Source organism: Microbacterium sp. CCNWLW41, from assembly GCF_037083505.1.
Map to the genome: position 1 here is coordinate 1 of NZ_JBAOJP010000008.1, position 20,976 is coordinate 20,976.

19 protein-coding genes and 1 riboswitch are annotated in these 20,976 nt (G+C 72.2%); of the genes, 6 read left to right on the plus strand and 13 right to left on the minus strand.

Features of this window, described 5'->3' with window-relative positions:
- Positions 1-334: 334 nt before the first annotated feature.
- The 6 genes from V6R91_RS24670 to V6R91_RS24695 form a co-directional block, all read right to left on the minus strand.
- On the minus strand, positions 335-730 hold the full coding sequence (locus V6R91_RS24670) for an NUDIX hydrolase (RefSeq protein ID WP_067248960.1): 396 nt from the start codon (positions 728-730) through the stop codon (positions 335-337).
- Positions 723-2,126: an FAD-binding oxidoreductase gene (locus V6R91_RS24675; protein ID WP_336397462.1), complete on the minus strand. Its 1,404-nt coding sequence runs from the start codon at positions 2,124-2,126 to the stop codon at positions 723-725. The genes V6R91_RS24670 and V6R91_RS24675 overlap by 8 nt, the downstream gene beginning before the upstream one ends.
- 4 nt (positions 2,127-2,130) lie before the next feature.
- On the minus strand, positions 2,131-2,505 hold the full coding sequence (locus tag V6R91_RS24680) for a YrdB family protein (protein WP_067248964.1): 375 nt from the start codon (positions 2,503-2,505) through the stop codon (positions 2,131-2,133).
- 69 nt (positions 2,506-2,574) lie between these two features.
- Positions 2,575-4,998: a sigma-70 family RNA polymerase sigma factor gene (locus V6R91_RS24685; RefSeq protein WP_336397463.1), complete on the minus strand. Its 2,424-nt coding sequence runs from the start codon at positions 4,996-4,998 to the stop codon at positions 2,575-2,577.
- A 411-nt stretch (positions 4,999-5,409) separates the two neighbouring features.
- Positions 5,410-6,591, minus strand: a complete 1,182-nt coding sequence (gene nagA / locus V6R91_RS24690; protein WP_336397464.1) for an N-acetylglucosamine-6-phosphate deacetylase — start codon at positions 6,589-6,591, stop codon at positions 5,410-5,412.
- Positions 6,576-8,087: a beta-N-acetylhexosaminidase gene (locus V6R91_RS24695; protein ID WP_336397465.1), complete on the minus strand. Its 1,512-nt coding sequence runs from the start codon at positions 8,085-8,087 to the stop codon at positions 6,576-6,578. Before V6R91_RS24695 ends, nagA begins: the two co-directional genes overlap by 16 nt.
- 305 nt (positions 8,088-8,392) lie before the next feature.
- Positions 8,393-8,475, plus strand: a riboswitch (ZMP/ZTP riboswitch).
- Positions 8,476-8,542: 67 nt separating this feature from the next.
- Here V6R91_RS24695 and glyA point away from each other — a divergent pair.
- Positions 8,543-9,817 (plus strand): serine hydroxymethyltransferase, encoded by a 1,275-nt coding sequence (gene glyA, locus V6R91_RS24700; RefSeq protein ID WP_271062168.1) that lies wholly within the window; start codon positions 8,543-8,545, stop codon positions 9,815-9,817.
- Positions 9,814-10,698, plus strand: a complete 885-nt coding sequence (locus V6R91_RS24705) for a bifunctional methylenetetrahydrofolate dehydrogenase/methenyltetrahydrofolate cyclohydrolase (protein WP_336397466.1) — start codon at positions 9,814-9,816, stop codon at positions 10,696-10,698. The genes glyA and V6R91_RS24705 overlap by 4 nt, the downstream gene beginning before the upstream one ends.
- 118 nt (positions 10,699-10,816) lie before the next feature.
- Here V6R91_RS24705 and V6R91_RS24710 read toward each other — a convergent pair whose 3' ends face one another.
- Positions 10,817-11,395 (minus strand): phage holin family protein, encoded by a 579-nt coding sequence (locus tag V6R91_RS24710; protein ID WP_336397467.1) that lies wholly within the window; start codon positions 11,393-11,395, stop codon positions 10,817-10,819.
- A 70-nt stretch (positions 11,396-11,465) separates the two neighbouring features.
- A complete protein-coding gene (locus V6R91_RS24715) occupies positions 11,466-12,032 on the minus strand; it encodes a TetR/AcrR family transcriptional regulator (RefSeq protein ID WP_271062165.1) in 567 nt (188 codons plus the stop codon).
- Positions 12,033-12,085: 53 nt separating this feature from the next.
- Between V6R91_RS24715 and V6R91_RS24720 the strand changes: the two genes are divergently transcribed.
- On the plus strand, positions 12,086-12,559 hold the full coding sequence (locus tag V6R91_RS24720; protein WP_219086308.1) for a DUF4188 domain-containing protein: 474 nt from the start codon (positions 12,086-12,088) through the stop codon (positions 12,557-12,559).
- A gap of 91 nt (positions 12,560-12,650) precedes the next feature.
- The gene (locus V6R91_RS24725) at positions 12,651-13,994 is read left to right on the plus strand and encodes an anaerobic C4-dicarboxylate transporter (protein WP_231821368.1); all 1,344 of its coding nucleotides are present in this window, start codon (positions 12,651-12,653) and stop codon (positions 13,992-13,994) included.
- Between the two features lie 24 nt (positions 13,995-14,018).
- On the opposite strand, the gene V6R91_RS24730 is transcribed toward V6R91_RS24725, so the two are convergent.
- From V6R91_RS24730 to V6R91_RS24750, 5 genes are all read right to left on the minus strand, one after another.
- Complete coding sequence (locus V6R91_RS24730) at positions 14,019-15,110, minus strand: N-formylglutamate amidohydrolase (RefSeq protein WP_336397468.1); 1,092 nt, start codon at positions 15,108-15,110, stop codon at positions 14,019-14,021.
- Between the two features lie 94 nt (positions 15,111-15,204).
- The gene (locus tag V6R91_RS24735; RefSeq protein WP_271062163.1) at positions 15,205-15,945 is read right to left on the minus strand and encodes a DUF6882 domain-containing protein; all 741 of its coding nucleotides are present in this window, start codon (positions 15,943-15,945) and stop codon (positions 15,205-15,207) included.
- A gap of 143 nt (positions 15,946-16,088) precedes the next feature.
- Entirely contained in the window at positions 16,089-17,321 is a 1,233-nt protein-coding gene (locus tag V6R91_RS24740; RefSeq protein WP_336397469.1) for an MFS transporter, read from the minus strand.
- 88 nt (positions 17,322-17,409) lie between these two features.
- Positions 17,410-18,117: a dipeptidase PepE gene (gene pepE, locus V6R91_RS24745; protein ID WP_336397470.1), complete on the minus strand. Its 708-nt coding sequence runs from the start codon at positions 18,115-18,117 to the stop codon at positions 17,410-17,412.
- A complete protein-coding gene (locus V6R91_RS24750; RefSeq protein WP_067246419.1) occupies positions 18,114-18,920 on the minus strand; it encodes an IclR family transcriptional regulator in 807 nt (268 codons plus the stop codon). Before V6R91_RS24750 ends, pepE begins: the two co-directional genes overlap by 4 nt.
- Before the next feature lie 138 nt (positions 18,921-19,058).
- On the opposite strand from V6R91_RS24750, the gene V6R91_RS24755 reads away from it, so the two are divergent.
- Positions 19,059-20,066: an ABC transporter permease gene (locus tag V6R91_RS24755; protein WP_217996223.1), complete on the plus strand. Its 1,008-nt coding sequence runs from the start codon at positions 19,059-19,061 to the stop codon at positions 20,064-20,066.
- A complete protein-coding gene (locus tag V6R91_RS24760; protein ID WP_067246414.1) occupies positions 20,059-20,961 on the plus strand; it encodes an ABC transporter permease in 903 nt (300 codons plus the stop codon). The genes V6R91_RS24755 and V6R91_RS24760 overlap by 8 nt, the downstream gene beginning before the upstream one ends.
- Positions 20,962-20,976 lie beyond the last annotated feature (15 nt).

Sequence of the window (20,976 nt, forward strand, 5' to 3'; positions counted from 1 at the left end):
CGCGGTCCCCCGCCGTCCTTCGGTCGGCTCCCGCCAGGCCCGATGCCGGCGCGTCGGACGAGGCCATCGCTCCGCTCCGGGTCGCCCCTTTCGGTCGTTGAGCGAGGAGCGCAGCGACGAGACGAAACGTGGTGACCCGGGGCTGCGGGGCGTTTCGTCTCGCTGCGCTCGCTCAACGACCGGTGTGGGAACGCAGCGACGAGACGAAACGCGGTGACCCGGGGCTGGGCGCGTTTCGTCTCGCGGAGACTTGCACTGAGCGAGCGCGACAAGACGAAGTGTCGCTCAACGACCGGAGTTGGGGCGCAGCGACGAGTCGAAACGCCGGACGGGGTCAGGACCAGGCGAGCGGGAGCAGGTGCTCCTCGCTGAGCGGAGCGAGGGGGAGGGCAGACGCCTCGTCGGGAGTGATCCAGCGCAGCTCCGCGAGCTCCGCCTGGACGGTGACCTGCGTCTCCTCCGCGCGCAGGGCGAACGCCGTCGCGACGACGCGGTGACCCGGCTCGTTCGCCGCGGCGGACACGAAGACCCCGAGCGGGCGCAGCTCGTCGAGGGAGACCCGGAGACCCAGCTCCTCGTCCAGCTCGCGCGCCAGGGTCTGCGCCGCGGTCTCGCCCGGCTCCGGCTTGCCGCCGGGCTGCATGAACCGCTCGGTGCCGTTCTTGCGCACCACCAGCGCGCGGCCGGCTCCGTCGGTCACCACCGCCGCGCTCACATGGATGTCAGGCATTCGTTCCTCCTCGTGCGGCGAAGACCTTGCCCGGATTGAGGATCCCGGCCGGATCGAACACGCGGGCGATCCGGCGCTGGATCTCCCACTGGTCCTCGCCGAGCTCGTCGGCGAGCCATCTGCTCTTGAGCGTGCCGATCCCGTGCTCGCCCGTCAGCGTCCCGCCCAGGCGGATCGCGGCGCGGAACAGCTCGTCCGCCGCCTGCCAGATCCGCGGCGGCACCTCGGGGCCGTCGAAGATGAAGTTCGGGTGCAGGTTGCCGTCGCCCGCGTGAACGACGGTAGGGATCTTGAGGTCGTAGGCGCGCTCGATGCGGGCGATCTCGTCGAACATGGCCGCGAGGGCGCTGCGCGGCACCGAGACGTCCTCGATGAGGGTCGTGCCGAGGGCCGCCATGGCCGGATGCATGGAGCGGCGGATCGCGAGGAGGCGTTCGCCCTCCTCGGGGTCGTGCGAGACCGAGACGGTCCCGCCCGCGTCGCGAAGGACATCGGCGATCCGGCCCGCCTCGTCCGCGGCGGCGGGGCCGTCGGTCTGGATGGTGAGCTGCGCCGTGCCGGGGGCAGGGTCTTCCAGACCCAGCAGGCGGTGGACGGCGGCGAGACTGGCGGCGTCCATCAGCTCCATGATGGCGGGCTGGACGCCCGAGGCCGTGACGGCGGCGGAGGCGACGGCCCCGGCGCGGACGTCGGCGAAGGTCGCCGCGACGGTGCAGGGCGTGCCGGGCACCGTCCGCCGCAGCTTGAGCGTCGCGCCGACGACGACGCCGAGCACACCCTCGGAGCCGATCACGAGAGAGGTGAGGTCGAGGCCGGTGACCCCCTTCACGCTGCGGTGGCCGAGGTGCAGCAGCCGGCCGTCGGCGAGGACGAGGTCGATCGCGAGGACGGCGTCCCGGACGACGCCGTACTTGGCGCACAGGAGGCCGCCGGCCCCCGTGGCGATGTTCCCGCCGACGGTCGAGATCTCACGGCTCGCGGGGTCCGGCGCCCACCACAGGCCGTGGGGAGCCAGAGCCCGTCCGAGGTCGCCGCCGAGGATCCCCGGCTCGACGACGGCCAGCAGATCGTCCGGGCGGATCTCCAGGATCCGGTTCATCCGGAGAGTCGACAGCGAGATCTCGCCGGGTCCCGCCCCGGCGGCGCCCGCGAGCCCCGTCCCGGCGCCGCGCGTCACCACGGGGGTGCCGGTCTCGTGGGCGATCCGCAGCGTCTCCTGGACGTCCGTCACGGACTCCGCGTGCACGACGGCCAGCGGCGCGCCGGGGGAGGAGTGTCCCGAGCGATCGGCCCGGGCGGCCTCGAGGCTCGTGGGGCTCACATCCAGACGCTCGCCCAGTCGTGCGCGCAGCCGCGCCACCACGGCGTCCGCGCCCGAGGGTCCCCCGACGCCCATGCGCTCAGTCCAGCGCGCGTCGACCGGCGACGAGGCCCGCGGCGACGGCGACCACGCCGAAGCCGAGGCCGATCCACGTCTGCCCCAGAGACCACCACGCGATGGTGACGCCCGCATAGACCGCGAGCTCGACAGCCGCACGGAGGAACGGGTGCACCGCCAGCACCGGGCGCGGGGAGAGGAACAGCGCCCACACCAGGACGACGATCGCGGGGGCACCGATCGCGGCCACGATGTTCCACGGCAGGGACCACGCCACGAGACCCCAGAGGACCAGCGAACCCACGGCGACCAGGAGGATCACCACGCGGACGATGTCGAGGGGGGTGACGCGGGCCGTCATGCCCGCAGCGGGCGCGGTCGACGGTGTGGCGGACATGGTCTCCATCCTACCGCCGGACGGATCGGCCGCAGACGCGGCCGCGGGGTAGCGGGGACGAGCTCCGCGTCACGGGCCCGTGGTGCGCACGGGCGCGGGCAGCGCCGTGAGCGTCGCGGGTGTCTCCACGGATCCCGCGGGCGCCGGCTCGCCGGTGAGCACTGGCGTCTCGGCGTCTTCCGGCGGGTCGTCCGCGGGCACCGCCGGAGCCGGCTCCGCGACCTCGGGCTCCTCGACGGGAGCCGCGGGCTCGGGGTCGGGGGCGATGAGGGCGGGCGGATCCACCGGCACGGTGTCCTCCGCCGGCGCGGCCGGCGGGGCGTCCTCCTCCACGGGGTCCGACGGTGCCGGATCCGGTGCGGGAAGCGGGGGCTCGTCCGTGGCCGGTCCCTCGGAGCCCGGCGCGGTCTCCTCCGTCGGCGGCGTGCTCGGCTCGGTTCCTCCCCATCCGGCGAGGGCGAGCAGCCGCGACAGGGTCGTCACGGTCGGCGGCCCCTGCTCGTCCCCGTGGGTGTACCGGAGATCCACCTGAGCGTTGACCAGAAGCTGGAGGAGGCTGGGGCGCAGCTCGACGGATCCGGTGCCGTCCTCCCCGAGCACGGTCGACGAGGTCCCCGCGGTGCGGCCGTCGATGTACGGCTGCACCGTCGCGCCGGGGGCGCCGGACACGGTCACGGTGATGTGCGTCACGATGTCGAGGTCCAGGGCGACCGACGCGGACACGATGGTCGGTGAGCCGTCGGGAAGGCCCGGATCGGGCGTCGGCGTCGGGGTGGGCGTCGGCTCGGGCGTCGGCTGCGGGTCCACCGTGGGCGTCGGCGTGGGCGTGGGCTCAGGCGTCGGTGTCGGCTCAGGCGTGGGCGTGGGCTCAGGCGTCGGTGTCGGCGTGGGCTCAGGCGTCGGTGTCGGCGTGGGCTCAGGCGTCGGTGTCGGCTCAGGCGTGGGCGTCGGCGTGGGCTCAGGCGTCGGTGTCGGCGTGGGCTCAGGCGTGGGCGTGGGCGTGGGCTCAGGCGTCGGTGTCGGCGTGGGCTCAGGCGTCGGCGTCGGCGTCGGTGTCGGCTCAGGCGTCGGCTCGGGCTCGGTGGGTTCGGGCGACGGGTCCACCGGCGGTTCGGAGGGCTGTGGTGCCGGAGGGGCCGGATTGGGCGCCGGAGTCGGTCCGGTCGGGACGGGGAGCGGCAGCGTCGGACGCAGGAAGGGAGGGTCCGTCGGACGGATCCGATCGTGCGGCCGGTCTGGAGACGGCGTCGGCTCCACCACGATCGACTTCGTGTTCGTGGCGGAGGGGTCGTCGGGACCGACCTCGGCCACGATTCCGGCCGCTCCCTGCTGACCGGCAGAGGGCTCGGACGTGGAGCTGGGATCGGCCACCAGTGCCGGAACGACCGCCGAGGCCACGATGGCTCCGGCCACCACGAGTGCCGCCGAGCCCACACCGACCAGCGCGCCGAGCCCGGAGACCACGCCGCCGCCGGAACCGGCCCCACCAGCACCGCCGCCGGCTCCTCCGGCTCCTCCCGCACCACCAGTTCCACCGGCGCCACCGCCCGTTCCACCGGCGCCCCCGGCACCCGCGCCGCTTCCGCCGGCCGCGGCGCCGACCGCGGTCGAGCCGGCCACGACGGCGCCTTCGACGACGCCGGACGGCATGGCCGCAAGAGCGGTCAGCGGGGCGGAGCCGTTCTGCAGCGTCGCGAGGTACGCCCCGGCACCGGACACGCCCAGCACGAGCGGCAGGAGAACGAGTGCGAGCCGGTGCGAGACGTCCTTCGCTTCGGCGGCGACAATCATGCAGCGCGCGCACTCGTCGAGGTGGAGCTCCAGCTTGCGGCGATCCCGTGTGCCCAGGTTGCCGCGCGAGTACGCACCGAGGCGCTCGATCGTCCACTCGCAGGCCGAGCCCGGCTCCGCCGAGCGTAGGTGCGCCTGGATCCAGGCCTCGCGCAGACCCTCGCGGGCGCGGAACGCGAGCTGCGAGGTCGCGCCGGCGGACATGCCCAGCAGCGGAGCGATCTCCGCGGGCTTCATCTGCTCGATCTCGGAGTACCAGAGCACTTCCTGCCAGCGGGTGGGAAGGCTGCGGAACGCCTGAGCGGTGAGGCTGCGGTCGAGCGCATCGCTGGCGGCCTGGTCGGTCGTGCTCGGATCGGGGACACGGTCGAGCTCGTCGATCGCCGACTCCCGCTTTGCGCGCCCCCAGTTCGCCGCGGTGTTGCGGATGCTGGTGAAGAGGTAGGCGCGGAAGGACCCGGTGGGTCCTCCGCCCTTGCGGATGGTCTGGAAGATGCGGGCGAAGGACTCCTGGACCAGGTCGTCGGCGTCGAAGGCCGACGTGATCGAATGCGCGACCGCGATCCCGGATCGGTGGTGGCGTCGCCACAGCTCCGCATAGGCGTCGGCGTCGCCCGAGCGGGTACGGAGGATGAGGTCCGCGTCGCTGGGCGCGTCGGCGCCCTCGGGGCGGGCCGGAGGAGTGTGGTTCTGGTCGGTCATGGAGTGTTTCTCACGTCGGATGGGTGCGCTCTCACAGGAAGAGACACGCGAACCCTCGTTCCATCACGCGGACTCCCCATTCTTCACCCTCAGCCTGAGAAGGGCCAGTGCACGGTGCGGATTTCCTGCGGTCGCGTCGAGGGTGCCCCGGGTGCTCGAAAAACTCGTGGAGAAAAATCTCAGAACCCGCGTAATGAATCCGAGGAACGCGCATCTCATTGGTCAGAGACAGCCTGCGTCCCCACCGGGGGGCGGAGACGCACGGCAGCCGGCGGCGGGGAAATCCGCCGGTCAGGCGGGCTCGGGAGCCTCGGGGGAGGAGTTCCCGAGCCCCCTTCTCTGCACAGGGGGAGAAGGAGGTCGCCGCACTGGGGGCGGCGACCTCCCCGCTCCCTCCTCCGCGGAGCCGGATCATCCGCGCGCGATCGGACCGCCGGTCCACACCCGCGCGACGTCGAGATCGGACGTCAGGAGGACGGCGTCGGCGGTGAGGCCCGGCGCGAGCGCACCGAGCGCGTGACCGACGCCGATCGCACGGGCCGGCGTCTCGGTCAGGGCGCGGACCGCCTCCGTCAGCGGCACGCCCGCCTCGACCGCGCGTCGCAGCGCGACGTCCTGAGTGAGGGTGGAGCCGGCGATCGAGCCGCTGTCGACGCGAGCCACGCCGTCCCGCACGGTCACATGCAGGGCACCGAGCATGTAGTCCCCGTCCGCGGAACCGGCCGCGGCCATGGCGTCGGTCACCAGCGCGACCCGTCCGGGGGCTTCGTCGAACACGAGCTTGATGACGTGCGGGTGCAGGTGGATGTTGTCCGCGATCGCCTCGAGGACCACGCGCGGATCGGCTGCCGCCGTCAGCACGGGACCGGGCTCGCGGTGGTGGACCGGGCGCATGGCGTTGAAAGCGTGGGTCAGGATCGTGGCACCCGCGTCGAACGCCGCCCGCATGGTGTCGTCGTCGGCATCGGTGTGGCCGACGGCAGCGGCGGCGCCGCCGGCGACGATGCGGCGGATCGCCTCGAGTCCTCCCGGAATCTCGGGGGCGATCGTGACCTGACGGATCGTGCCGCGCCCGGCTGCCAGCAGACGTTCGACGTCGGCGGCCTCGGGCTCGCGCAGCAGGTCCGGGGAGTGCGCGCCCTTGTGCCCCGGGTCCAGGAACGGCCCCTCGAGGTGGGATCCGAGCAGATCCGGCTCCTCCTCCATCAGGTCCGCGATCGCCGCTGCGCGTTCGGCGAGCTCGTCGAGCGTGGCGGTGACGAGGGAGACGACCGCGCGGGTGGTCCCGTGAGCGCGATGGACGGCGCGTGCGGTGCGGATGGCGTCGGCGCCGTCGTCGAACGCCGCGCCGCCGCCGCCGTGGCCGTGGATGTCCACGAAGCCCGGGACGAGGAGGGCGCCCGGCCCCGCCGTCTCGGCGGCGTCGACCACCCGGTCCGCGGGCGTCCAGTCCGTGCCGGCGCCGAGCGCCGTCACCCGCCCGTCGTCGAACCGGACCCAGGCCTCCTCGGTGATCGACCCGCCCGAGACCAGCCGGGCCCCGTGGACGACGAGCGAACCGGCGATCGAGCTCTCGGTCACGCCGCCGGCCATTCGATCTCCTCCGTCGCGTGGTATCCGATCCCGCTCGCGGCCCAGCCGGCGGCCAGCCCGGCCACACGGTCGCGGAACGACTCCCACGTCCGCTCGGTCCCGTCCGAGGCCGACCAGGCGATCTCCGCGATCGCGGAGACGCGCGGGAAGACCAGTCGGTCCGCGTCCTCGATGGTCCGCACCGTCTCGGTCCACAGCGGCGCCTCCACCCCGAGGACACCGGTGTCGGGGATGCCGGGGACGATCGCGGTGGGCTCCCACGAGTAGGCCGTCCGCAGGTCGATGAGTCCGGCCCAGTCGAGCCCGAGGGGGAAGTCGGGGGCGTACTTCATGTCGAGATAGGTCACGTTGGACGGGGACATGATCAGCGCGCCGCCGCGCTCGACGAAGTGCGCCGCCTCCTCCGCGTGCGTCCCGCGCGGGGTGGTGTTCCCCCAGTACTGACCGACCGTGCCCTCGGCGATGCCGGCGGCGGCGCCGACCTCGTGCCAGGCGACCGGGGTCTTCCCGGTCTCCACGACGAGGGCGGTGGCCCGCTCGACGAAGTAGGCGAAGTCCTCCGCGGAGGTGCCGAGGGACTCGTCCCCGCCGATGTGCAGGTACGGGCCGGGGGTGATCTCGGCGAGCTCCGTGAGGACGTCGCGCACGAAGCCGTAGGTCCGCTCCTCGCGGATGCGGACCGAGGAGTGCCCGACTCCCCAGCCGAGGTAGGGCTCGCCCGCGACGGGCAGGGGCTGGCCGAGCCGTTCCGAGTCGGCGAGCAGGCCGTCGTTCATCACGGGGGCCTCGACGAGCTCGGGATAGGCGACGCCGATCGCGTGCGTGTGTCCGGGCAGGTCGATCTCGGGCACGACGATCATGTGACGTGCCGCGGCGTACTCGACGATCCGGCGGTAGTCGTCCTTCGTGTAGAAGCCGCCCGGGTCCCCGCCCGCCGACGTCGTGGCCGCCCGTTCGGTCAGCAGCGGCCAGGAGTCGATGTGGATCCGCCAGCCCTGATCGTCGGTGAGGTGCAGATGCAGCGCGTTGTACTTCAGGCGGACGGCCCGGTCGATGTAGCGCTCGACGTCCTCGACGCCGAAGAAGTGGCGGGCGACGTCCAGCATCACGCCGCGGTAGCCGAAGCGCGGGGAGTCCTCGATCTCGACGACCGGGACGACCCAGCCCTCGTCCGTCTCCTGCAGCAGCTGGAGCAGGGTGCGCGTCCCGAAGAAGAGGCCCGCGGCGTCGTGTCCGATGACCCGGACGCCGTCGGTCACCGACAGGACGTAACCCTCCGGTGACGACACCGCGGGGTCGATCGCGAGGACGACGTCGCCGGCGGCGCTCTCGCCGTGGCGAGGGGCGAGGTCCGTGTACGCCCGCAGGTCAGCGCGCAACAGCTCCACCGCCGCGGCGTCACCGGTGATGCGGGCGGGATCGAAGGCCACGACGCCGTCTCCTCGCTGGACGACGGACGGGTAGGGGACCAGGGGCAGCGGATCAGGCAAGACCATGAACAAAACCTACCCCGCGGCCGGTGTCGAAGCGAGTGCCAATCCCGACCGTGACGGGCGGAGGGTGCGCGGATGGCCGACGCGCCCGATCTGCACAGCCGGCGGACCGGATCTGCACATCGCCCCGATCTGCACATCGGATCCCGATGTGCACATGGATGGACGCCGGTTGGTGTGCAGATCGGCGCAACATGTGCAGATCGGGGGCGGGGCGATCGAAAGAGGCGGTCCTCCTCCGTCCGTCGGAACGGCATGTGCGGATTGTCGGCGAGAGCGGCGGCGGTCTCGGGGCGTTCCGCTATGCTCGTGAGCGTCGCGACTGGCGTCTGGGTGGGGCACCACCGGGGAGCGACCGTTACGGATTCGACCGCGCGCCTGGGCCGATGAGGTGTTCCGACACGTCCGCTCCCGCGGGCGCTCACCAACCGACCGATCCGTCATCAAAGGAGAACGCCATGACCGACTCGTCCTTCAACGCCCCCCTTTCCGAGGTCGATCCCGAGATCGCCGAGGTCCTGGACCGCGAGCTGAAGCGTCAGCAGACCTTCCTCGAGATGATCGCGTCCGAGAACTTCGTGCCCGTCTCGGTGCTGCAGTCGCAGGGCTCGGTGCTGACCAACAAGTACGCCGAGGGCTACCCGGGCCGTCGCTACTACGGCGGCTGCGAGGAGGTCGACGTCGCCGAGGAGCTCGCGATCGCCCGCGCTAAGGCACTGTTCGGCGCCGAGTTCGCCAACGTCCAGCCGCACTCGGGCGCCACCGCGAACGCGGCCGTGCTGCACGCCATCGCCCGCCCCGGCGACACCCTGCTCGGCCTCTCGCTCGACCAGGGCGGTCACCTGACCCACGGCATGAAGATCAACTTCTCGGGCCGGCTGTACGACATCGTCGCCTACGGCGTGAACCCCGAGACCTCGACCATCGACATGGACGAGGTGCGGCGCCTCGCCATCGAGCACAAGCCGAAGGTCATCATCGCCGGTTGGTCGGCCTACCCCCGCACCCTCGACTTCGCCGCGTTCCGCGCGATCGCCGACGAGGTCGGGGCCCTCCTCTGGGTCGACATGGCGCACTTCGCCGGTCTCGTCGCCGCCGGCCTGCACCCGAACCCGGTGCCGCACGCCCACGTCGTCTCGTCGACCGTGCACAAGACGATCGGCGGCCCCCGCTCGGGCTTCATCCTCACCAACGACGCCGACATCGCGAAGAAGATCAACTCGGCCGTCTTCCCCGGCCAGCAGGGTGGCCCGCTCATGCACGTGATCGCCGCCAAGGCGACCGCGTTCAAGATCGCAGGCACCCCGGAGTTCACCGAGCGCCAGGAGCGCGTGCTGCGCGGTGCGGCGATCATCGCCGACCGCCTCTCGCAGCAGGATGTGAAGGACGCCGGCATCTCCGTGCGCTCGGGGGGCACGGACGTGCACCTCGTGCTCGTCGACCTGCGCGATGCCGAGATCGACGGCAAGCAGGCCGAGGACCTGCTCCACGAGATCCACATCACCGTCAACCGCAACGCCGTGCCGAACGACCCGCGTCCGCCGATGGTCACGTCGGGCCTGCGCATCGGCACCCCGGCGCTCGCCACCCGCGGTTTCGGCGACGCCGAGTTCACCGAGGTCGCCGACGTCATCGCCCGGGCTCTGCAGCCCGGTGCCGACCTGGATGCGCTGCGAGCCCGTGTCGACGCGCTGGCATCGGCCTTCCCGCTCTACCCGGACCTGCAGCAGTGACCGCGAGGGTCCTCGACGGCAAGGCGGCGGCGGCCGCCATCAAGGCCGAGCTGACCGAGCGCGTCGCCGCGCTGAAGGCGAAGGGCGTCACCCCGGGGATCGCGACGGTCCTCGTCGGCGCCGACCCGGCGTCGCAGCTCTACGTCGGCATGAAGCACCGCCAGTCCGAGGCGGTCGGGATGAACTCGATCCAGCGCGAGCTTCCCGCCGGCGCCACCCAGGCCGAGGTCGAGGCGCTGATCGACGAGCTCAACGCGGATCCCGCGTGCCACGGGTACATCGTGCAGCTGCCGCTGCCGAAGCACCTGGACACCGACGCGATCCTGGAGCGGATCGATCCGGAGAAGGACGCCGACGGACTGCACCCGACCAACCTCGGCCGGCTCGTGCTGAACGTCAACGGCCCGATCCACACGCCGCTCCCGTGCACGCCGCGGGGCGTGATCGAGCTGCTGCTGCGCAACGACTACGACCTGAAGGGCAAGCACGTCGTCGTCGTCGGGCGCGGGGTCACGATCGGGCGTTCGATCGGGCTGCTGCTCACCCGGCGCGAGCTCAACGCGACGGTCACGCTCACCCACACCGGCACGGTCGACATGCCGCGCTACCTGCGCGAGGCCGACGTCATCGTGGCCGCCGCGGGCGTCAAGCACCTGATCCGGGCCGAGGACGTCAAGCCCGGAGCAGCCGTGCTCGACGTGGGCGTCACCCGCGAACGGGACCCGGAGACGGGGAAGGATCGGGTGTTCGGGGATGTCGCGCCCGACGTCGCGGAGGTGGCGGGCTGGATCTCGCCGAACCCGGGCGGCGTCGGTCCGATGACCGTGGCGCTGCTGATGACGAACGTGGTCGAGGCGGCGGAGCGCACGCTCGACGCGTGAGCCGGCGCCGTCGCGCGCGGATCACGTGGCGGCGCGGACATCGCTTCGACGGGCTCAGTGACCGGCTTCGATGGTCTCTGAGCCCGTCGAAGGGCTTTCGGAGCGCTGCCCGCGCGGATCAGCCCAGCTCGTCGAGCATCCGTCGCTGCTCGGGGGTGAGTCCGTCGTCGAGCTCCGCGCGACCCTGTGTCCGTGCGGCCTGGTCGGCGGCCGACGGCGAGGCCTGCGCCGGCGTGTTCGCCTGGGGGCCTGACGTCCCTCCGCGGCCCAGGCGTGCGCCCGCGGCGTCGTACAGCTCGCCCGCCTTCGCCTCGACGCGGTCGTCGATGGCGTCGTACACGACCCAGGCGACGAGCAGGATCAGCGGCGGGAGGACGTAGCCCCAGAACCAGCCGCGCACGTGCACACCGCTGAACCAGACGGTGAGGATCCAGACGACCAGCTCCACCGCGAAGACGAGGGTGTACTGCACGGCCTTCTCCCCGGCGCGGGAGCGCGTGCCGGAGGAACGCGCCGCGGCGTTGCGGAACACACGGGTCAGCAGCGGCTTGACCGCGAGGGCGGCGGCGGTGAGCACGACGCCGGCCCACAACGCGTGCCATCCGACCGAGACGGTGGGCATGAGCCACCCGATCACCAGCAGGACGACGACGGTGAAGACGTACAGGGAGGCGATGCGCACGACCCATTTCCTCATCCGCCCAGCGTGGCACACGCGGCGTGATCAGGGAACCCGCCCCATTCGGCGGACGGCCTCGTGCGATGCGTCAGCGACCGGGGTGGGCGGCGGCGATCCCGTCGAGGACCGCCTCGTAGACCGCGTCGGGGGAGACGTGGTGCGGGGTGATCCCGGCGAGCTCCAGGCTCACGGCTCCGTGGACCTGCGCCCACACGGCGATCGTCGCGCGGAGGTCGGCGTCCGGGGACGGGGTCGCGGTGCCGAGGAGCGTACGGGCGAGGGGGAGGAGCGCGCCGAGGGAGACCGCGGGGTCGACGCCCTCGTGCGCGGCGGCGAGGGCGCCGCCGAACATGAGGCGGTAGCGCGCCGGGTGCCGCAGGGCCCACGCGCGATAGGCGAGCCCGAGCGCGCGCAGGCCCTCCGGCTCCGCCGCCGCCTGGGCACGGCCGAACGAGGCGAACGCGTCCTCGACCACGGCGGCGAGCAGCTCAGTCTTCCCCCCGAACAGCGCGTACACCGCGGAGGTCGACGTTCCGGCGGCGCGGGCGATCTCCCGGAGCGACACGCGTTCCGGACCCTCCTTGTCGACGAGCTCCGCGGCCTCCTCCAGGAGACGATCCCGCAGCGCGGCGTCGTGTGTGGATGGTCTTGCCATGAGGTCCATCGTATCGTAACGTCGTTTTATAACAACGTTACGGAGGATCGGGAATGATGCAGGTGCATACCGGCCGGTTCACTGCCGCGCCGGACCGTGAGGACATCACGGTCTTCCTCATCGGGATGCGGGCGAACCGATGGTGGGATCTTCCGAGGGTGCTGCGCACGGCGAGCCGGATGGGACCCATGCTGCGTCACCTCGCCGCTCGCCCCGAGGCGGGGATGCTCGGCGGGCATCAGTGGCTGGGGCGGACGACGATCCTCGTGTCGTACTGGGAGAGCCCGGAGCACCTCCAGCGCTTCGCGGCGGATCGGGACGCGCCGCACCTCGCCGCCTGGCGGGAGTTCATGCGCACGGCGGCGGGCTCGGGGAGCGTGGGCGTGTGGCACGAGACGTACCAGGTGCCGGTCGCCGATCTGGAGACGGTGTACGTGGACATGCCCGCGTTCGGGCTGGCGGCCGCGACCCGGCACACGAAGGTCACCGCCGGGCGCAACACGGCCCGCCAGCGCCTCGGACGCTGATCCCGTCGCACGCAAGCGTCGCGCGCGCTCCTGGTGGCGCTGTCGCCGTGACCAATATGCTGGCCCCGTCCGCGGACGCTGAGGAGCCCCTATGGAGATCGCCCTGTTCGTCGCCGAGCTGCTGGTGGTCCTCGGCTGCATCGTGATGGGGACGCGCTCCAGCGGCGTGGGCCTCGGTCTCTGGGGAGGGGCGGGGGTCGCGATCCTCGTCTTCGTCTTCCGGGTGCCGCCGGGCTCTCCGCCGGTGGACGCGCTGCTGATCGTGCTCTCCGTCGTGCTGGCCGCCTCCATGATGCAGTCCGCGGGAGGCATCGACTGGATGGTGTCGGTGGCGGCGAAGCTCATCGCGCGCAGCCCCCGTCAGATCACGCTCGTCGCCCCGCTGGTGTCGTTCCTCTTCTCGGTCGGCGCCGGGACCTCGAACATCCTCTACCCGCTGCTCCCGGTGATCCAGGACCTCTCGTACCGCAACGGGATCCGCCCGTCCCGCCCCCTGTCGCTGTCCGTGGTGGCGACCGGCGTCGCGCTGGCCTGCAGTCCGGTGTCCGCGGCGATGGCGGCGATGGTGACCCTCACGGACACCGCCCCGTGGAACTTCGAGCTCGTCGACATCCTCAAGGTCACGATCCCCGCCGCGGTGGTCGGCATCGTGGTGTCGGGGCTGGTGGTCAACCGGCTCGGCAAGGAGCTGGCGGACGACCCCGACGTGCAGGCGCGGATCGCCCGCGGTGAGCTCGCCCCGCCGCGACAGGGCGCGGACGAGGTGAAGGCGGACGTCACGGTCACGGCCGCCGGGAGGAACGCGGCGATCATCTTCCTGCTCGGCGTCGCCGTGATCGTCTTCTTCGGCCTGTTCAAGCAGTTCCGACCGCTGGACGCCGACGGCGGACCGGTGAGCATGACCCCGATCATCGAGATCGTGATGTTCGTGGTCGGGACCGTGATCCTCCTCGTCTCCCGGCCGAAGGTCGCCGAGATCCCCACGGTCACCGTCTTCAAGGCGGGCATGGTGTCGGCGATCGCGCTGTTCGGCCTCGCGTGGCTGACCGACACCTTCCTCGGCGCTCACACGGCGCTCATCGCGAACGGCGTGGGCGGCCTCGTCAGCGCCGCGCCGTGGATCTTCGCTCTCGGCGTGTTCCTCGTCTGCGTGCTCACGACGAGCCAGTCCACCGCGACGAGGACGATCGTGCCGATCGGGCTCGCCGCGGGGATCCCGCTCGGGCTCCTGTCGGGCATGTGGGCCGGCGCGTTCGCCGGCATCTACCTGCTGCCGACCAACGGATCCCAGATCGCCGCCGCGAACTTCGACACGTCCGGGACGACCAAGCTCGGGACCAAGCTCGTGGACCACTCGTTCTTCGTCCCCACCCTCGTGCTGGCGGTGACGACGATCGGCTTCGGCGCCCTGTTCGGGGTCCTCTGGGGCGGATGAGGCCCGCCCTGACGACGCGGAGGGTCAGCCCGCGCGGTAGAGGTCCCAGGCGCGACGGCACGCGGCCGCCACGGCGTCGACGTGCGCGGGATCCTCCTCGACCCAGTCGTCGCCCGGACGATGCAGCAGCTCCGTGGCCGCCGCTCCCAGCAGGTACTCGCGGAGGAACTCCGCCTGCACGGCGTCCAGCGCGAGGCCGGCCGCGGCGGCCGGCGCCGCCAGCTCGCGGAACCGCGCCCCGGCCGCACGGATCTCCTGGCTGCCGAGGTAGGGCCGGTTGAGCGACACGTCCTCGGGGCTGCCGGCCGGGAATGCGCGCCGATGCGCCTGCGCGAGCGCGCGCAGGCGCTCGGGAACCATCGTGGGCGGATCCGACGGGTCCGCGCGCGCCTCGCCGCGCTCGTCGCCCCGGTTGGACAGCGCGACCACGCGCGGGAGACGGTCCTTCTCCTCGCGGGGCACGTTCACGGCCCCGTCGGGCGTGGTGGTGGTGTTCATGGTGTCGTGGAAGGAGAGCCGGGTGAATCGGCCGCCGGTCGTGAGGCGCCGCGACACGATCCGCTCGGTCAGCTCGTCGCGGATCCGCTCGTACACGCCCAGGCCGCGCTCGGCGACCTCGACGAACGCGTCGACCAGACGCCGGCGCTCCTGCTCGGCCTCGGGGACCTCCAGGATCGGGAAGAACGAGAACGTGACGGGGCGGATCGCGTCGACGCCCGTCAGGTCGACGGGCTGCCACGGCCCCGCCTCCGTCGTCCGGGCGATCGCCGCCGTGAGGTCGGCGCCGGGATCGGCCGGCCGTGGGCGGTTCGGGTCCCGCACCAGCCGCGGGTGGGGGTTGATCACGGCGATGGTCCGCGGGTCCTCGGACGCCCATCGCCGGACGATCGCGGCGGTCGCGACGTCGGTGAAGTCGTACTGGAGCCGGCGGGTCAGCGCGGGGGAGAGGAACTCGGCGAGCTCCTCGGGGATCGCCGCTTCCGCGTGCGGGCAGCTCACCAGGAGGTCGGCGTCCGCGATCGCCTCGTCCAGGGTCCGGTGCGCCGGGTCGGCGTAGACCACGATGTCCGACTCGGTGAACATGCGTCCCGCGGGGATGAGGTCCAGGGTGCCCATGGCGCTCATGCTAGCCAGCGCACGCCGTCGCGCCCAGCGCCGGGAGTCCGCGATGCGGGTCGGCTGCGGCGCGAGCCGACCCGGGGACCGCCCCTCAGGCGGGGCTCTGCGCGGCGGCGCCGCCGAGCGTGCTCTCGATGCCGGCGATCCGAGCCTGCTCGTCGAAGCGGAACGTGGCCGATCCCGTCGCGTCGCTGACGACCGCGCCCGAGTAGGCCTCGTCCGTCCACTGCAGGTTCCAGCCCGCGAGTCGAGCCAGGTCCCAGACGGACGTGCGGGGATCCGAGGGGGAGACCGTGGAGAGGATGCGGGGGAGAGCGATCACGGCATCCGCCACCGTGAGCGGAGCGATCGGGGCGTCGAGGAGGAACACCGCGCGCGTGCCACCGCCCACCGGTGCCGAGTAGTACGGCGAGCGGCCGCTGATCTCCACGGCCACCGCGCCGACCTCGTGGGCGGCCGCGTCGATCCAGGCGTCGATGTCCGCGCCGGTGTCGGCGGGGAACGCGAGCTCGGGGCCGCTCAGAGCGGAGACGCCGTGCGTCGTGCCGTACTCGCGCAGAGCCGAGGACGGACCTGCGGCGTCCCCCTGCGGGTGCGCCCACGCCCACATCAGCGAGCGCGGGCCGGGCGCGATCGTGGCGATCAGGTGCGCCCGCGTCACGAGCTGGCGGGACGGGTCCGCGTTCGCGGTGAACGTCAGGGTCCCGGCGGCGAGGTCGGCGTCCCAGCGGTTCTCGCCCAGCGCGTCGGTCGCGGCGACGAGGGCGTCCTGGCGGAGGGCGACGAACAGGGCGGCGCGGTCGGCGAGAGGGGCGAGGGCGTCGAAGCTCATGGCTCCAGTGTTGTCCTCGGAGCTATGAATACGCCAGGGGCACCTTGCTCCGAAACCCCCTCTGCTCGCCGGGACCCCCTCTGCCCAGCGCACGGCAGAGGGGGTCTCGGCGAGGGAAGGGGGTCTCGGCGCGACGAGGGACGTCACCTTACGAGGGCCTCGGCGGGGCGGCCCATGCGCCACACGCTCGGGACGAGCAGGGTTCCCAAGGCGATCGCCGCGTAGAGGACGGCCGACCACACGAGCACGGTCACCGGATCGGCGCGGGTGATCAGCCACCCGTAGACCAGCGTGCCCACCGGCATGACCACGAAGCTGCCGAGCATGTCGTAGCTGGAGACGCGCGAGAGCCGGTCGGCGGGGATGTTCTCCATCATCGCCAGGTTCCACCCGGTGCTGAACACCTCGTTCCCGATTCCCGCGAGGAACGTCGCCACCACCAGCAGGCCCACCGCGGGGTGCAGACCCAGCAGGGCGAGGGGGAGCGCGAACGCGGAGATCCCGATCATCCCCCACCGCAGCGGGCGGCGCAGCGGGGCCCACAGCAGGACCAACGTCATCAGCAGGACGCCCACTCCCTCGGCGCTGACGACCCAGCCCCAGCCGGCGATCCCGAGCATCGGCTCGTTCTTGGCGATGTAGGGCCCCACCACGCCCCAGGCGCCGGCGTGGATCGCGTTGATCACCATGAACGCCAGCACCACCGTCCACAGCCAGGTGTGCCGCCGGAACTCGCTCCATCCCGTGCGGAGGTCGTGGAAGAGGGTCGACCCGCCGGTGTGGGCGGGCGGCGGGAGCCGGACGAGGGCCAGCACGGGGATGGCGACGAGCCAGCCGGCGGCCTGCACCACCATCGCCCACGCCGGTCCGGCGGTCGCGACGAGGATCCCCGCGATCACCGGACCGCCGATGGTCACCGCGGACCGGACGAACGACAGCATCGCGTTCGCCTGCTGCAGGTGCGCCGGCGTCGTGAGCTGGGGGATGAGTCCCTGCATCGCGGGGAGCACGAACGCCGTGGAGGCGCCGTTGATCGCGGCGAGCACGGCCAGCAGCGGCACCGTCGCGGCGCCGGAGAACAGGAGCGCGGCCATCGCGCCGACGGTGAGGATGTCGACGACGTAGCAGCCCTGGATGATGAGGGCCCGCGGCAGCCGGTCGGCGACCACCCCGCCGAAGAGCACGAACACGATGTTGCTGACCGTGAACGCCGCGAGCACGATCGAGAGCGACCCGGCGTCGTTGTCGATCTGCAGCACCGCGAAGGCCAGGGCGATCGACGACATCGACCCGGTGATCAGCGTGATCGCCCTGGCGAGGAAGAACCATCGGAAGTTGCGGTCCTGGAGGGCCGCGAACCCGCGGATCATCGGCATCCGATCATCCTTGCACGGCTCGTGGCCGCACCGCGGGAACGATCGTTCGACAGGCGTCGCGGTCGCGCGCCGCTCCGGTGCCGGGGCGTCAGAGGAGCGAGGTGATGTCTCCCGAGAGCTCCTCCGGGTCCGCGCCGCGGCGGAAGAGCAGCGCGGGCCCGCGATCGGGCGCCACGGCGGTGCCGCCGATCTCGGCCCGGCCGTCGGCGACGCGGATCCAGGTGCCCTCGCGCAGGGCCACCACCGGGCGCTCGTTCTCCTCCAGGTACTCTGCCAGTCGCTGGGCACGGGTCTCGCCGGCGTGCGTCGAGTCCGGGTCCGCGTCCAGGTAGTGGCAGTTGATCTGGAACGGGACGAGGCCCAGCGCGTCGAAGCCCTCGGGGAACACGATCGGCATGTCGTTGGTGGTGCGGATCGAGGGCGCGGCGATGTTGGTCCCGGCGCTCGCGCTGAGGTACGGCCGTCCGGCGGCGGCATGGGCGCGCAGCGCGCGGTCGAGTCCGGTGCGCTTGACGTGCGAGAGCAGGCGGAAGGTGTTGCCTCCGCCGACGAGCACGGCGCGGGCGTCGCGGACCGTCCCGGCGGGGTCGGTGCCCTCGTGCACCCCGACGACGCGCACGCCGTGCGGGGCGAAGGCGTCGCGGACTTTGGCGGTGTAGGCGTCGAGATCGGCCAGGGCGTAGCCGACGAAGACGAGCTCGTCGATCCCCGACAGCACGGGCTCCACGGCGTCCCAGGCGTGATCGAGGTACGCGCGCCCGGCGTTGGTGGAGTTGGACAGCAGGAGCAGGTTCATGCGGGGGAGCCCTTCGAGGGGAGGTGCGGGGACAGAAGCTGGCTGATGCGCTGGGCCGTGCGGAGCACCGCGTCCAGGTGCACGCGGATGTCGCCGAGATCCTCCCGCTTGTGCTCGCCGATGCTGACGGAGCCGATCGGCCGGCCGGTGACGAAGACGGGGGCGGCGAGTGCGCGCGTGTTGAGGTCGTACTCGCCCTCGGAATACGCCCAGCCCTGCTCCGCGACCTCCAGCATCTCGGCCTCGATCGCCGCGGCGTCCAGGGCGGTGAGATCGCTGAACTTCGCCAGCGGGCGGTGGTACATGAGCTGCTGGCGCTGCCCGGCGGACAGGAAGGCGAAGTAGGCGCGCGAGGTGGCTCCGGCGTGGGCGGGGTACAGCTCCCCGACGAGAGGGTGGTCCCGCATCGGCGAGGTGCCGCCGTCGACCGCCGCGATGCAGCGCACGTACGCGCCGTCGGCGAGACCGAACACCGCGGTGCGCGAGGACTCGTCGGCCAGGTCGGCGAGCGGCGCCTCGACCAGGGCCGCCATCCCGCCCCGGCGCTCCCAGGTGGACGCGATCCGCCAGAGCGCCGCGCCGAGCCGGTAGCGGCGGGTCACGGGATCGGCGTGCAGGAAGCCACGAGCGGCGAGGGTGCTGAGCAGGCGTTGCGCCGCGGACTTGTCGAGGTCGAACTCGTGCGCCAGGTCCGTCACGCCCCAGTCCGTGCGTCGTCCCGAGAACGACAGCAGCACCGCCAGCGCCCGGTCGACGGTCTGCAGCGGCGGGGTCTTCGCCCCGCGGTCTCCGGGTTCGTCCATGTGTCCCTCCGTTCCCGCTGAGCCTAGAGGGCGCCGCGCCCCACGCGCACCGCCTTCTCATATAGTGAGAAAGAGTTGCATGCGCGTCTCCGCGGCTTCGATAGTGGTCCCCACACCCGATCGACGACGAGGAGAGCCGTGCGTACGACACTTCGGCGAGTACTGGCCATGATCCCCACCCTGCTGGGCGTCGTGGTCTGCATCTTCGTCATCACGCGTGTGCTCCCGGGAGACCCGGCGCGCACGCTCGCCGGGGAGAACGCCGCCGACAGCGTCGTCGAGAAGATGCGGGCGCAGATGGGACTGGACCAGCCGATCTGGACGCAGTTCTGGGACTATCTCACCGGTCTGCTCCACGGGGATCTCGGCTACGCGTGGCACACCGGGCGCCCCGTCGCGGAGGACTTCGCCACCCGTTTTCCGGCCACCGTCGAACTGGGACTCGCCGCCCTCCTGATCGGCATCGTCGTGGGGATCCCGCTGGGAATCCTCGGCGCCACGCAGCGCGGACGCTTCGCCGACCACGCCACCCGGGTGATCTCGCTCCTCGGCGCCTCCATGCCGCTGTTCTGGCTCGGACTGCTGGTCATCTCGTTCTTCTACGGGACGCTCGGGTGGGCACCGGCGCCGGTCGGCCGCATCGACGACTCGATCAATCCGCCGACCCACGTCACCGGGCTCTACGTGATCGACAGCATCCTCACCGGCGACACGGTGGCACTCTCGAGCGCGCTGTCGCACCTGATCTGGCCGGCCATGGTGCTCTCGGTCGGCGCGGTCGCGATCATCTCGCGGATGACCCGCTCGGCCATGCTCGAGGTCCTCGGCCAGGACTACATCCGCACCGCCGCCGCCAAGGGCATGGGGCCGGCACGGATCATCGGCGGCCACGCCCTCAAGAACGCGGCGCCCTCGGTCGTCACGATCGTCGGCCTGGAGCTCGGCCAGCTCCTCGGCGGGGCGGTCATCACCGAGACCATCTTCAGCTGGCCGGGCATCGGCGGTTACGTGGTCGAGTCGATCAACGCCACCGACTACGCCCCCGTGCAGGCCATGACCCTCGTCGCGGCGATCATCTACCTCGTCGTGAACCTCCTCGTAGACCTCTCGCAGGGGATCTTTGACCCGAAGGTGCGCAATGCCTGAGACGACGACCCTCGCCATCGCCCAGCTCGAGGCCGCGCCGAAGCGCACCCGGCCGACCACCGCCCTGACGCTCCTGCTGCGCAACCCGTCCGCCATGGTGGGCGCGGGGATCATCCTGTTCTGGACGCTCGGCGGCCTGATCACCGCGGTGTGGTCTCCGTACCCGCCCAACCTCACCGACGCCGGGCCGCTGCTGGCGCCTCCGTCGGCGGAGCACCTCTTCGGCACCGACAACTACGGACGCGACCTCTTCTCGCGGGTGCTGGCCGGCGCCCGGGTCTCACTGTGGACCGGCGTCATCGCGATCGCGGTCTCCCTCTCGGTCGGCGTGCCGATCGGAGCGATCGCCGGCTACTTCCGCGGCGCGGTCGGCATGACGCTCATGCGGATCATGGACATGCTGCTCGCCTTCCCGTCGCTGCTGCTGGCGATGGCGCTGGCCGTGGCTCTCGGCCCAGGCCTCGCCTCGGCGATGATCGCGGTCGGCATCGTGGGGATCCCGGAGTTCGCCCGGATCATGTACGGCCAGACGGTCTCCCTGCGCGAGCGCGAGTTCGTCGAGGCCTCGCGGGCCATCGGCCTCAAGGACGCGATCATCCTGTTCCGCCACATCCTCCCCAACGGGCTCGTCCCGATCATGGTGCGGTGCGCCCTCGGCATGGGCTACGCGATCCTCACCGCGGCGGCGCTCAGCTTCATCGGCCTCGGCGCACAGCCTCCGCTGGCCGAGTGGGGCGTGATGATCTCCGACGCGCGCGGCTACATCATCTCGGGCGAGTGGTGGATGACGGTGTTCCCCGGCATCGCGATCGCCTCGTCCATCCTCGGCTTCAACCTTCTCGGCGACGGTCTGCGCGACGTCCTCGATCCGCGCCTGCGGACCTCCGCCCGGTGACGGGCTGGGTCCACG

Bases quoted from the DNA above. Each gene is read 5' to 3' on its own strand.
- V6R91_RS24670 (WP_067248960.1), bottom strand. From the start codon at position 730: ATGCCTGACATCCATGTGAGCGCGGCGGTGGTGACCGACGGAGCCGGC.
- V6R91_RS24675 (WP_336397462.1), bottom strand. From the start codon at position 2,126: ATGGGCGTCGGGGGACCCTCGGGCGCGGACGCCGTGGTGGCGCGGCTG.
- V6R91_RS24680 (WP_067248964.1), bottom strand. From the start codon at position 2,505: ATGTCCGCCACACCGTCGACCGCGCCCGCTGCGGGCATGACGGCCCGC.
- V6R91_RS24685 (WP_336397463.1), bottom strand. From the start codon at position 4,998: ATGACCGACCAGAACCACACTCCTCCGGCCCGCCCCGAGGGCGCCGAC.
- nagA (WP_336397464.1), bottom strand. From the start codon at position 6,591: ATGGCCGGCGGCGTGACCGAGAGCTCGATCGCCGGTTCGCTCGTCGTC.
- V6R91_RS24695 (WP_336397465.1), bottom strand. From the start codon at position 8,087: ATGGTCTTGCCTGATCCGCTGCCCCTGGTCCCCTACCCGTCCGTCGTC.
- glyA (WP_271062168.1), top strand. From the start codon at position 8,543: ATGACCGACTCGTCCTTCAACGCCCCCCTTTCCGAGGTCGATCCCGAG.
- V6R91_RS24710 (WP_336397467.1), bottom strand. From the start codon at position 11,395: ATGAGGAAATGGGTCGTGCGCATCGCCTCCCTGTACGTCTTCACCGTC.
- V6R91_RS24715 (WP_271062165.1), bottom strand. From the start codon at position 12,032: ATGGCAAGACCATCCACACACGACGCCGCGCTGCGGGATCGTCTCCTG.
- V6R91_RS24720 (WP_219086308.1), top strand. From the start codon at position 12,086: ATGATGCAGGTGCATACCGGCCGGTTCACTGCCGCGCCGGACCGTGAG.
- V6R91_RS24725 (WP_231821368.1), top strand. From the start codon at position 12,651: ATGGAGATCGCCCTGTTCGTCGCCGAGCTGCTGGTGGTCCTCGGCTGC.
- V6R91_RS24730 (WP_336397468.1), bottom strand. From the start codon at position 15,110: ATGGGCACCCTGGACCTCATCCCCGCGGGACGCATGTTCACCGAGTCG.
- V6R91_RS24735 (WP_271062163.1), bottom strand. From the start codon at position 15,945: ATGAGCTTCGACGCCCTCGCCCCTCTCGCCGACCGCGCCGCCCTGTTC.
- V6R91_RS24740 (WP_336397469.1), bottom strand. From the start codon at position 17,321: ATGCCGATGATCCGCGGGTTCGCGGCCCTCCAGGACCGCAACTTCCGA.
- pepE (WP_336397470.1), bottom strand. From the start codon at position 18,117: ATGAACCTGCTCCTGCTGTCCAACTCCACCAACGCCGGGCGCGCGTAC.
- V6R91_RS24750 (WP_067246419.1), bottom strand. From the start codon at position 18,920: ATGGACGAACCCGGAGACCGCGGGGCGAAGACCCCGCCGCTGCAGACC.
- V6R91_RS24760 (WP_067246414.1), top strand. From the start codon at position 20,059: ATGCCTGAGACGACGACCCTCGCCATCGCCCAGCTCGAGGCCGCGCCG.